10 protein-coding genes are annotated in these 12,179 nt (G+C 40.8%); 9 read left to right on the forward strand and 1 reads right to left on the reverse strand.

Features of this window, described 5'->3' with window-relative positions; all coding sequences use genetic code 11:
- The coding region (locus AC220I_RS11605) for a S66 peptidase family protein (protein WP_486723997.1) at positions 1–698 on the reverse strand (698 nt) is incomplete at its 3' end.
- A gap of 160 nt (positions 699–858) precedes the next feature.
- Between AC220I_RS11605 and AC220I_RS11610 the strand changes: the two genes are divergently transcribed.
- From AC220I_RS11610 to AC220I_RS11650, 9 genes are all read left to right on the forward strand, one after another.
- Positions 859–2,697, forward strand: a complete 1,839-nt coding sequence (locus AC220I_RS11610) for a sigma-54 interaction domain-containing protein (RefSeq protein WP_486723998.1) — start codon at positions 859–861, stop codon at positions 2,695–2,697.
- 270 nt (positions 2,698–2,967) lie between these two features.
- Positions 2,968–4,878, forward strand: a complete 1,911-nt coding sequence (locus tag AC220I_RS11615; RefSeq protein WP_486723999.1) for an ABC transporter substrate-binding protein — start codon at positions 2,968–2,970, stop codon at positions 4,876–4,878.
- A 92-nt stretch (positions 4,879–4,970) separates the two neighbouring features.
- Positions 4,971–5,915: an ABC transporter permease gene (locus AC220I_RS11620; RefSeq protein WP_486724000.1), complete on the forward strand. Its 945-nt coding sequence runs from the start codon at positions 4,971–4,973 to the stop codon at positions 5,913–5,915.
- Complete coding sequence (locus tag AC220I_RS11625) at positions 5,912–6,880, forward strand: ABC transporter permease (protein ID WP_486724001.1); 969 nt, start codon at positions 5,912–5,914, stop codon at positions 6,878–6,880. Before AC220I_RS11620 ends, AC220I_RS11625 begins: the two co-directional genes overlap by 4 nt.
- Before the next feature lie 9 nt (positions 6,881–6,889).
- Entirely contained in the window at positions 6,890–7,957 is a 1,068-nt protein-coding gene (locus AC220I_RS11630; protein ID WP_486724002.1) for an ABC transporter ATP-binding protein, read from the forward strand.
- On the forward strand, positions 7,954–8,883 hold the full coding sequence (locus AC220I_RS11635; RefSeq protein WP_486724003.1) for an oligopeptide/dipeptide ABC transporter ATP-binding protein: 930 nt from the start codon (positions 7,954–7,956) through the stop codon (positions 8,881–8,883). The genes AC220I_RS11630 and AC220I_RS11635 overlap by 4 nt, the downstream gene beginning before the upstream one ends.
- A gap of 32 nt (positions 8,884–8,915) precedes the next feature.
- Positions 8,916–9,908: a C39 family peptidase gene (locus AC220I_RS11640; protein WP_486724004.1), complete on the forward strand. Its 993-nt coding sequence runs from the start codon at positions 8,916–8,918 to the stop codon at positions 9,906–9,908.
- 56 nt (positions 9,909–9,964) lie between these two features.
- The gene (locus tag AC220I_RS11645; RefSeq protein WP_486724005.1) at positions 9,965–11,452 is read left to right on the forward strand and encodes a transglutaminase-like domain-containing protein; all 1,488 of its coding nucleotides are present in this window, start codon (positions 9,965–9,967) and stop codon (positions 11,450–11,452) included.
- A partial coding sequence (locus AC220I_RS11650) for a dipeptidase (protein WP_486724006.1) occupies positions 11,439–12,179 on the forward strand: 741 nt, incomplete at its 3' end. The genes AC220I_RS11645 and AC220I_RS11650, both read left to right, overlap by 14 nt.

The following is a 12,179-nucleotide window of genomic DNA, read 5'->3' on the forward strand; positions in this document are numbered from 1 at the left end:
AGCGCAAGCGACGTTAGCATTTTGTCTATTTTATAGTTGGGTTCGGCAATTTCTTCAATAAAAAGGATTTTCCCCTTTGTATTGACCTCAAAGGGTGAGCCCAATGTAGCCGTTAACAAGGAGAGGTTTCCTCCGATTAACTCACCACTACATTTCCCTGGATAAAGGGTTTCAAAGTCTTCACCCACAGGATTTTTCAGGATGCCTTTAAAGCCGTCAGACATAATATTGGTGATAAAGCTCTCCATGGTATAGTCGTCGTGATAGTAGGGATGATTAACGTCTGTAAAGACATCGGATGATGCCATGGGACCATGGAACGTTGCCAAATCACACTTTTGATTGAACACCACGTGGAGTGCTGTAATGTCGCTGAAACCTATGAAGACTTTTGGATGCTTTGAGATTTGATCGTAATTAAGCAAATTAAGTAACCTTGTGGAACCGGACCCGCCCTTTAAACAAATAATGCCCTTGATAGATGGATCTGTAAAAGCTTCGTTGATATCATTTGCTCTAAGCTGATCTGTGCCTGAAAGGTGTCCGTGATAGGCATAACACGAGGGAAACATCACTGGATTTAAACCAAGAGATATCATAGCTTTTTCAGCACGGTCTACACGCGCTTTGCTGGTCGGTGTGGAAGGGCATAGAATAGCAACTTTATCGCCCTTTTTCAATGGTTTTGGAAATTTCATACTACCTCCTAGATATATGCGAAAATTATTTTATGTAATGATATAACGCAAAATTAGTGCCAATCTCCAGTTTTGTTATGTTATAATTTTTAATACGAGAGGGAATGGCAACTACATAAATTATATCAAATCAGAGCCAGTTGTCATATAAGGAGCGCATATGGATACTTCTAAATTATTAGATGAAATAGATGAGGGATTTATCTACATTGATCGAGAAGGCACTGTAAAAGCTTACAATCAAGTGGCAAAGGAAATCACAGGTGTGGTTTTTACAAGAACCAGTCTGCATCCTGCGGGTAGGATTGAAAAGGGTGACTTAGTGGTCATCGCCAATAATAGGATGGGCTACGATGATGGCAATATCAGCGTTGAAGACCTCGACGTATTGAATTTGCCATATAACGATTTGAAACCAGGAGATGCCTTTATCGCTGTAGGGATCTATGGCGATACGAGTCAAAAGGGCATTATCAAGAACTGGCGAAACAAGGCCATTAATCGAAAATTAAAATATTCAGGTGCCTTTGCAGGTCGATTTATTGAAGTCATCATAGATATCGTTGAAAAGAACATTGAAATTGCAATCGATGGCATCCCTTACATCATGCACTATACCCATGCAATTGGCCATGTGGTGGTCATGGATGGTAAGACGGGGCTTTTGAAATTTCACCAAGCTAGGGGTTACAGTATACGCAAGGAGACGCTGAGGGATTTGCTTGAACAGAAACCCTTTAGAGCAAAAGTGCCAAATGAGGAATCCTATGAAGTCATCAACAAACGCATTGGTGATATTTTTGAGTATAATGAACTCTTGAGTAAAATATATGATAGCTTAAATGGAAAGGCCACCTATTTTGAAAAGACCTTTTATCAGATTAACAAAAGGCCTACCCTATGTACCCTTCAGCCGATTGGCAAACCAGAAGCACCAGAGGGTGTGGTCCTTAAAATCGTAGATGTTTCAAACTTGGAAGCACTTATGATGAAACGGAATGAAATCCTCATGAAGATGGAAATGGCCAATGAGTCCTTGCTTACAGAAGCCACAGATGGCCTTCATCAGATGTTTGAAAAAATCATTGGTTCAAGCCAGCCCATGCAACAAGTGATGCATTTGGCTTATAAGGCTTCAAAATCCAGATCGACAATCCTGATTACCGGAGAAAGTGGCACAGGAAAATCACTCATCGCCAAGGAAATCCACCGTTTGCAAGGGGGACAGTCAAAAGCCTTCATCAGTGTGAACTGCACTGCAATTCCGTCAACCTTATTTGAAAGTGAGCTCTTTGGATATGAAAAAGGTGCATTTACAGGGGCTGAACGTTCAGGAAAGAAAGGGTTTTTTGAACTTGCCTCAGGTGGCACTATATTTTTGGATGAAATTGGTGAACTGCCACTAGATGTACAAGGCAAACTGCTACATGTATTACAACACAAGAGCTTTTACAAGGTGGGAGCGCTTCAGCCGACGCATGTAAATGTCCGGGTGATTGCAGCAACGAACGTGAATTTGGAGGAAGCCATAAAAGAAAAGCGATTCCGCGAGGATTTATACTATCGCATCAATGTGTTTCCGATTGAAATGCCGCCGCTCCGTGATCGAAAGTCGGACCTTTACCCTTTGATTCGCAATATTATGGAAAAACTTTCTGAAGAGATTGAAATTCCTAAAAAGGATTTTTCAGGTGAAGCACTGGATAAAATGGTGTCTTATCACTGGCCAGGCAATGTAAGAGAGCTTGAAAATGTCATTGAGCGTGCCATGAATATTTCAGATTCAGAAATTATAGAATCTGAATACATTACCATAAATGTAAAATCAGAGCCTAAAGTCATCAATATGAAGGATCAACTTCAGGAAATGGAAAAGCAAATGATTTTAGAAGCACTGGAGAAAAATAGTTTTAAGCATAAGGAAACTTATGAAATGCTTGGTCTTTCAAGATCGGTATACTATGAAAAATTGAAAAAATATGACATATCTAAATCCTGATAATTGGACCTTAAAATCCTATTCTCAGGATTTTATTGTGTCTGCAAGGAAGTTTGATTTTAAGGCCACCCTAGGGCGGTGTTTATTTTTATTGCTGACCATTGCAAAGAAAGAGGCAATTTGACGGAACTCTCAATTGCTTGAGCCTTAAGTTAAAGGATTAGACCACTATTTTTTAGACAATTCAGACATTTGGCATGAGGCTTGCAGTAGTATAGTCAGAGGTTTTAAATTATTCAAATCAAGAAAATGAAAAAGGGGGACTATCAAATGAAAAAAGTCATATCGCTTATGCTTGTGATCATGCTCGTTATTTCTGGTTGTGGCACAAAACAGCCTGAAACACCAGCAGCGACACAGCCGGCAGAAAATACGACTTCAAGTGGAACAGAAACTGTCGTCGCAACTGAAACTGCAAAGTATGATGAAGTACAAGAATATAAAGCAGTTTATTCCGGCGAAGTAACCACTTTAAATTATTTAACCACAAACTCTACAAGTGAGTTTGGTATCGCAGCAAATTTCATCGACACTTTAATTGAATATGATCAATACGGTGTTGTTAAGCCATCACTTGCAACAGAGTGGTCAGTATCTGATGATGGTCTCGTTTGGACCTTTAAAATCAGAGAAGGCGTTAAATGGTATGATTATGAAGGTAAAGAAGTGGCAGATGTCACAGCACAGGATTTTGTGGATTCACTTGAATACATCTTGAATCCTGCTAACGAGTCAAAAACGGCTCAAATCGCATATGATGTTATTGCAAACGCTCAAGATTTTTATGATGGTAAAATCACAGATTTCAGTAAGGTTGGCGTAAAGGCAGTTGACACCTACACCTTAGAGTATAGGTTATCAAAACCAACACCATATTTCTTGTCTATGTTGACTTATGTATGTTTCTTCCCGGTTAACGGACCATTCCTCGAAGAAGCCGGAGATCGTTTTGGAACAGACAATGCAAAACTTTTATACAATGGTGCTTATATCCTTTCTACATTTGAACCTCAGACAAAACGCGTTCTTACGAAAAATGATAACTACTGGGATAAAGAAAATGTACACATTGAAAAATTGACTTTCAAATACAACAAGGAAGCGGATTCCCTAGGTACAGAACTCTACCTCAGAGGCGAAACGTCAATGGTTGAAATTCCATCTTCATCAATTGATGAGTGGATGAATGACGCAAGTAAAAAAGACTTGTTTAGACCTGCGACTACAAGCTTCTACACTTATTTCTTTGCAATCAACTTCGATCCAACCTTCGATGCAGCTTTTGATCCTGATAACTGGAAAGCAGCTGTGAACAACACAAGCTTCAGAAAGGCATTGTTCCACGCACTTGACAGAAGAGCGGCAATGTTGACATCAGAGCCTTATGATCCTGAAAAGAGACTCTCTAGTACGATTACACCTAAAAACTTTACGTCTGTGGATGGCAAGGATTTCGTCATGATTTCAGATCTTGCAGGTTTTGTGGATAAAGATTCTTTTAACAAGGATGAAGCTTTAAAATTCAAAGCACAAGCAATGAAAGAGCTTGAAGGTAAGGCAACTTTCCCTGTAAAACTCTACATGCCATATAATTCTGGTTCCTCTGACGCAACAAACAGAGCCCAAGTTATACAGCAACAAATCCAAGGTGTCTTAGGTGATGACTTCATCGAAGTTTACTTATCACCATATCCACCAACAGGATTCCTAAACGCTACAAGAAGAGCGGGTAATTATTCGTTAATGGAAGTAAACTGGGGACCTGACTATGCAGATCCTGAGACCTACACAGATCCATTTGCAAGAGATTCAAACTACAACTTCCCAGAGTACTGTACTGAAACAGATGCAGACGGCAACAACTTATATGAAGTTTATGAAGCCCTTGTCAATGCAGCAAAAGCAGAGCGCGTTGACATAGCAAAACGTTATGAATTGTTTGCTAAGGCAGAAGCTTATTTAATCGATAAGGCATTTGTAGTCCCTTACGCACTTGGTGGCGGCGGTTACATCTCTTCAAGACTTGACCCGTTTGAAGCGATGTACTCCCCATTTGGTGTATCTTCTGAGAGATACAAGCTACAGCATATATTGGCTAAACCGATGAACAGCGCAGAATATAACGAAAATCTAATCAAATGGCAGACAGAACGAGAAGAAGCACTTAAAAAAGTTCAATAAACCCATTTAAATCGGCAAGGCATTAAGGGGTGCAGTCCTAGAGGAAAACCTCTAAGAGGCACCCCTTTCATAATCTAAAAGAGGAGGAAATCATGCTTAAGTATATCGTTAAGCGGATCTTCAGATCGTTTATTACACTTTTTATCGTCACAACCATTGTCTTTATGCTTATGAGACTTATGCCTGAAGAAGGATATTTTGGAGATGGCTATGATAAGCTAGATGAAGCCCAAAGAGAAGCAATTATGACAGGGATGGGTCTTAGAGATCCAATGCACATTCAATTGTTCAATTTTTATAAAGGCCTTATGAAGGGAGACTTAGGAACTTCCATTACTTACAGAGCAAAGGTTCCTGTTACAGAGATTCTGGCAAAAAAAATACCCTACTCTTTATGGCTTGGACTTAGTTCAATCATGTTTGCCATTATTTTAGGGCTTTGGATGGGCATTAGCATGGCCCATCATAAGGACCGGCTCATAGACGGGGCAGGTACCTTCTATATCGTCATCATCAGGGCGGTTCCCTCGGCGGTTTATTATCTCTTCCTCCAGCTCTATCTCACCTCTTGGCTTAAACTCCCAATCTTATTCGATGTAGATGATAAGGCAAGCTTTTTTCTGCCTCTATTGTCCATGTCGCTTGTGAGCTTGGCAGGCTACGCCATGTGGATGAGACGCTATATGGTGGATGAACTCAATAAGGATTACATTAGATTGGCAAGGGCAAAGGGCTTAAAAAGCAAGGAAATTATGTTTAAGCACGTCATGAGAAATGCCTTTGTACCAATGGCTCAATATTTACCGACATCCATTTTATTTGCCATAAGTGGTTCACTATATATTGAATCACTCTACTCAATTCCTGGCATTGGCAGTTTACTTGTGGAATCTATCCAGCGTCAAGACAATCCACTCGTTCAAGCCCTTGTATTGATTTATGCGGCAATTAGCATCTTTGGCCTTTTAATGGGTGATGTGCTCATGGCCTTCTTTGATCCAAGAATTAAGTTTGAAGCACAGGGAGGTGGCAGATGATGAATCAGAGAATGAAGCACATGGCAGACAATATAGACCAGACCCTGTTCACCTTTGCCGACTATGATCAGTCTGCCAGTGAAGAAATCGGTTATTCGAACTATTCTTATTGGCAGTCAACCATTCAGGTTTTCTTTAAGAACAAGGTGGCGGTTTTTCTACTCATCATGATCGTGGCACTGCTTGCCTTTACTTTTATACAACCTCTCTTGCCCAACCAGAAGCTCCCGACCAAAATCTATAATGACCCAGTTACCAACATGCAATATCGAAATGTAGCACCTAATGGCGAGTTTTGGTTTGGAACCAATTCAATTGGTCAAGACCTTTGGTCCAGAATCTGGAGCGGCACCAGAACCTCATTAATCATAGGTTTTATGGTGGGTCTCTTTGAGGTAATCGTCGGCATTATTATTGGCGCAGTATGGGGCTATATGCGAAAGTTGGACCGAGTTATTACTGAAATCTACAATGTTTGGAACAATATACCGACCACCATTGTCCTGATATTGCTCACCTATATCATGCGGCCGGGCATTTTTACCTTGATCTTCGCCATGAGTATCACCAGCTGGTTGGGTATGACCTTGCTGGTTAGAAACCTGATTGTTATTCTGAGAGATCGGGAATACAATCTGGCGTCTAGATGTCTTGGTACGCCAATCAACAGAATTATTTCCAAAAATTTGGTCCCTTATTTGGTATCGGTCATTATGCTCAGGATGGCACTGGCAATTCCTACAGCAATTGGACTTGAAGTCTTTTTGACTTATATTGGTTTAGGCTTACCCGTGGATATCCCTTCGCTGGGCAATCTTGTAAATGAAGGTAGACTCCTCATGATGAGTGAATCCTTGAGATATCAATTATTCTTCCCTGCAATTGTCATTTCCTTAATCACCATTGCATTTTACGTTATGGGTAATGCATTTGCAGATGCTGCAGATCCAAGAAATCATGTTTAGGAGGGCCTTATGAGTCAAAGCATAAATCAAATACAAAATTCAAACCATGAAACGCCTATTCTGACCATAGAGGACCTGGTCGTTAAATTTAATTTGAGAGGACGATCCCTTACGGCAATTCGAGAGGCTTCCTTATCGCTATATCGTGGCGAGAGCCTTGCCATCGTAGGTGAATCAGGCTCTGGAAAGTCCGTTTTTACCAAGACCTTCATGGGCCTTTTAGACGCAAATGGGTGGGTTGATTCAGGATCGATCAAATACAAGGATTACGATTTGGCGACTTTTAAAACAGAAAAAGATTGGCTAAAAATCAGAGGTAAGGAAATTGCTATGGTCTTTCAAGATCCTATGACGAGTTTAAATCCTCTTAAGACCATTGGTAAACAAGTCAGAGAGGCTGTTGTGAAACATCAAGGTCTTAGGGGCAGCGAGGCGACAAATGCCGTTTATGAAATTCTGGCAAATGTCGGGATTGATGAACCTGAAAGACGATATAAACAGTATCCCTTTGAGTTTTCAGGTGGCATGCGTCAACGTGTGGTCATTGCCATTGCAGTAGCTTGTAATCCTGAAATCCTCATTTGTGATGAGCCCACTACAGCCCTAGATGTGACCATTCAGGCTCAGATTATGGAACTTATTGGCGAGCTTCAAAAGAAGTATCAACTCACTGTAATTTACATCACACATGACCTTGGAGTAGTGGCACATGTGGCAGATCGAGTCGCTGTTATGTATGCCGGTGATATCGTTGAAATTGGCCTGTCAGAAGAAATTTTTTATGACCCACGACATCCATATACCTCAGCCTTGCTTGCCTCTTTACCACAACTAGGGATTAAAGGTGAACCCCTTTATGCAATCAAGGGTACACCACCAAATCTCTTTAAAAAGGTGGAGGGGGATGCCTTTGCCTTCAGAAACGAAAAGGCCCTCAAGATTGATTTTGTAGAGAGACCGCCTTACTTTAAAATTTCTGACACCCACTATGCAAAGACATGGCTTTTGGATGAGAGAGCACCTAAGGTGGAACGACCAAAGATTATAGAACTCCTGAATGAAAGGAGAAGTCAATGAAGCGAGAAAAGCTACTTGAAATAAAGGATTTAACCGTTGCCTTTGGCAAGCGAAAAAATAGATTTGTGGCCGTAAATGGTGTGAACTTTGACATTTACAAGGGTGAGACTTTCGGCCTTGTTGGCGAATCGGGTTCAGGTAAGACGACCATTGGCCGTGCCATTATGCGGATTAATGAAACCGATTCAGGCGAAATTTTATTTAATGGGCAAAAAATAAATGGTAAGATTGATAAAAAACTGGATAAAGAGGTTATCAAAAATATTCAGATGATCTTTCAAGATCCTATGGCTTCTTTAAATGAACGTGCAAAGGTGGATTACATCGTGTCAGAAGGGCTTTACAATACCAAGCTCTTTGATGATGAGGCCGATCGAAAGCGAAAAGTCGAAAAGGCACTGCTCAGTGTAGGGCTTCTACCAGAATTCGCAAGCCGATTTCCCCATGAATTTTCAGGAGGACAACGCCAGCGGATTGGAATTGCAAGAACCCTGGTCATGAAACCTGAGCTTATTATTGCAGATGAGCCGATTTCAGCCCTTGATGTGTCCATTAGGGCCCAGGTTATTAACCTCATGAATGACCTGAAAAAAACACTTGGATTAACCTATTTGTTTATTGCACATGACTTGTCCGTGGTCCGCTTTATCACCGACCGAGTTGCAGTTATTCACAAGGGTAGAATTGTAGAGCTGGCAGAGACAGAAGAACTCTATCAAAATCCGATTCATCCCTATACGAAAGGCCTTCTCTCAGCAATTCCAATGCCGGATCCCAAAACCGAAAAAAATAGAAAAATTGAGAAATACGATCGAGATATCCACAACTATGAAGTGGATCCACCCAAGTGGGTGGAAATTAGACCGGACCATTGGGTTTTGGCGAATGAGGAGGAAATGACACTTTATAGAGCAGCCTTGGCTTGACCTATTCTAAGGCAGAGATGAGGAGAGTTTAAATGGAGAAAAATCTATTAGTGGGAAATTTATCAAAGGGAACCTATGAGCATTTAATATTTGCTGAAGACCATTTGGAATTGTCGGATCAATCCAACCATGGCATCTTTGAATCTGATGTTCTTGAGGTTAAACCATTTACCAATCTGGTGATGTCGTGGTCTTCCAAAACCCATGACAATACTTCTGTAGAAATCTGGGTGAAGATCAGAACGGAGGGAAAATGGTCTTCGTGGTTTAGTTATGGCAAATGGAGTGACAAGGGCAATAACACTGGCAGTTTCAATGGACAAAAAGACATCCTTGCAACACTTGATGTGGATTTGCTTTTGGTTAACCGTGGTCATGCAGATGCGGTCTGTGTCCGTGTTGAATTGTTTAGAAAAGACCATGGAACACCTTCGCCAATTTTCGAAAATTATTTTATTGCCTTTAAACCAGTTGAAGCCAGTGAAAAGCGTCCATATGTGGACCAAACTGTGGATATCCACCTAAAAGTTCAACCTTATTCACAGCTTGATATACCCGAGATTGGAAACAAAATCTGTAGTCCGACATGTGTAACCATGGTCATGGCATACTACGGGCTTGAAAAACAAATCACAGACACTGCTAAAGGGGTTATTGACAATGGTACTGGCATATACGGCAATTGGTCCTATAATGTGGCTTATGCCAATGAAAGAGGACTAAGAGCCCATGTGGAACGCCTAGAATCCCTATTTGAAATTGAAGGCTATCTCAAAGAAGGCATCCCTTTGATTGCTTCTATAAAGGTAAAAGAGCTTGAAGCCCTACACGGGGTCTATCAAACCTATCCAAGCGGACACCTAGTGGTGATTACAGGCCTCTTCTTTAAGGAGGGTCAATACTATTTTAGGGTTAACGACCCGGCGGCAAATACGTCGGATAAAGTACCAAGAGAGTATTTGGTGAGCGAATTCTTTAATGTTTGGAATGGCATTGTTTATGTTATTAGGGACAAAGTGTCATAGGTTTGATTAAAACAGAGAAGGCTTAAAGAATGGTAAGCATGAGAAATGAGGCTGAAATGTCACATCATTTAGAATATTTAAGGTTAAAATGTCCTGATCATATTGAACAGCTGGTGCATATGGGGGCATTTGATGCAGCGAGAGCTGCTATTAAAAGGCATTTGTCTTATAAATGTCCTCCCTTGCTAAGGCAGAGGCTTGAGCATGAGCTTTTGAACATGACACTTTTAGAAAGGGATTTTATCTATACAAAGGCATCCTTGTTTGATGCCCTTTCCCCCTTGATTTCAAATCTTGAGGTGCATGAAATTGATGTGCTTGAGGAAGAGGGTGACTTGCTTTGGCATATGGTCAATGGGGAGAAAAAATACCACAAACGCGCGGTTAAAACGGTGATCAAAGAAAAGTGCACCTTGGAAGAAAGAAAAAAAATTGCCCTCTATGCCCCGGCTGAGTTCTATTTAAATGAATATAAAGCCATTGATGAGGCCATAGAAAAGATGAAAACACAGGGGGAGATGACTGTAGAAATATCCCTTGAAGCGCGTCTAAATCTAAAAAACCATGTGATAAAGGATAGGGATGAAAACGTCAGAAGATTTTATTTACCGCTTGCTAGGAAATCGCATTTTACCAAGCGTGTTGCACTTTTAGAAGTATCAGATGCAAACGCAAAGATATCAGATGAAAAATCATCTCAAAGGGTGGCCTATCTTGAGTCAGACCCTAAGACGGATACCTTTAAAATAAAATATCAGTTCTTAAATCACATGGTTTATAGGCCCCTTTATGAAGTCGCTGAGGCACTTGAGAAAAAATCTGGTTTTTTAAATACGGAAAAGGATACAGAATCGTCCTCAGATGACATTCTTGAGCCTAAAAATCTATATGAGAAACTGGATGAGGGCTCAAAAGAGGTTTATTTGGCGGAAAAAAGTCCCCATATTTTATTTACACCTCTACTTGTAAATCTAGTGCATGAAATTATTGGTGATGAAACTGAACCTCTACTTAAGGCAAAGCGCATTTACGACTTTGTTACCCAAAACATTCATTATCGGTTTATGGGCTCCTATAGAATGTTGACCAATATCCCTGAGTATGGTGCTCTGAATTTTAGAGGTGACTGCGGGGTACAAGCCCTCTTGATGATTACTTTGCTTCGAATTGCAGGCATCCCTGCAGCATTTTCATCGGGGCTTATGGCAACTCATGGTGGTGGTACGGGCATGCACGATTGGTGTGCCTTTTATGTAGCACCATATGGTTGGTGTTTTTCAGATCCCTCCTACGGCGAAAGTGCTTTTAGAAGGGGCAATTTTGATAAATGGCATTTTTATTTTGGCAACTTGGACCCATTCAGAATGATGAGTAACTTTGATTTTCAAGAGCCCTTTGAGTTTGAAAAGTCTTTTCCGAGAGATGATCCTTATGACAACCAAGTGGGTGAGGCAGAAACCAATTTAAGAGGACTTTATTCTGATGACTACGATAATGACGTGAATTTGGTTATGATAAGAGAGGTTTACAATGAGAGTTTTTGATGCGCATGAAGATATTTGGACACACATCGCCCAAAAAAGATTGGCTGGTGAAAGGGATGTTTTTAGAAAATATCATCTGAACAATCACAAGATTGGTCAAGTAAGAGGTGGCATTTTTGTGATTTGGATTGATCCCCCCTTTACAGAGGCCCCTATGGCGAGACTTGAGACCATCGTCAGAGAAATGAAAAATGAACTCGTGGAGTGTGGGGACATTCTTCAAATTGTAAAGTCCTATGAGGATTATGAAAAGGCCCTTGAAAAAGGTCTAATAGGTGGCCTAATTGGTCTTGAAGGATTGAGTTATATTACAGATTCTTTAAAGCCCTTGGAAGATTTGTATGAGATCGGTGCAAGGCATGCTTCCTTGACTTGGAATGAGGAAAACGCATTGGCAACAGGTGTTAGAGGAAATTCTGATCGTGGTCTGACATCTCTTGGGAGGGCTGCAGTAAAGAAGATGGAAACGCTTAAGATGATTGTAGATGTTTCGCATGCAAATGAACGAACCTTTTGGGACATAGCAGGCATATGTACGAGACCTATTATTGCATCCCATTCAAATGCAAGGGCCATGTGGGATCACCCGAGAAATCTTACTGACGCTCAACTGAAGGCAATTATGGAAACTGGGGGTGTCGTGGGCATAAATAGTTATCCAGCCTTTGTGGGTAAAGGCAGAAACCTAGAAGATCTAGTCAACCAAGTGGATTATTTGGTGGCGAAG

This window comes from Fusibacter sp. (assembly GCF_057447755.1).

What these genes read in the sequence shown, in the direction of transcription:
- AC220I_RS11610 (WP_486723998.1), top strand. Translation starts at nt 859, where the DNA reads ATGGATACTTCTAAATTATTAGATGAAATAGATGAGGGATTTATCTAC.
- AC220I_RS11615 (WP_486723999.1), top strand. Translation starts at nt 2,968, where the DNA reads ATGAAAAAAGTCATATCGCTTATGCTTGTGATCATGCTCGTTATTTCT.
- AC220I_RS11620 (WP_486724000.1), top strand. Translation starts at nt 4,971, where the DNA reads ATGCTTAAGTATATCGTTAAGCGGATCTTCAGATCGTTTATTACACTT.
- AC220I_RS11625 (WP_486724001.1), top strand. Translation starts at nt 5,912, where the DNA reads ATGATGAATCAGAGAATGAAGCACATGGCAGACAATATAGACCAGACC.
- AC220I_RS11630 (WP_486724002.1), top strand. Translation starts at nt 6,890, where the DNA reads ATGAGTCAAAGCATAAATCAAATACAAAATTCAAACCATGAAACGCCT.
- AC220I_RS11635 (WP_486724003.1), top strand. Translation starts at nt 7,954, where the DNA reads ATGAAGCGAGAAAAGCTACTTGAAATAAAGGATTTAACCGTTGCCTTT.
- AC220I_RS11640 (WP_486724004.1), top strand. Translation starts at nt 8,916, where the DNA reads ATGGAGAAAAATCTATTAGTGGGAAATTTATCAAAGGGAACCTATGAG.
- AC220I_RS11645 (WP_486724005.1), top strand. Translation starts at nt 9,965, where the DNA reads ATGTCACATCATTTAGAATATTTAAGGTTAAAATGTCCTGATCATATT.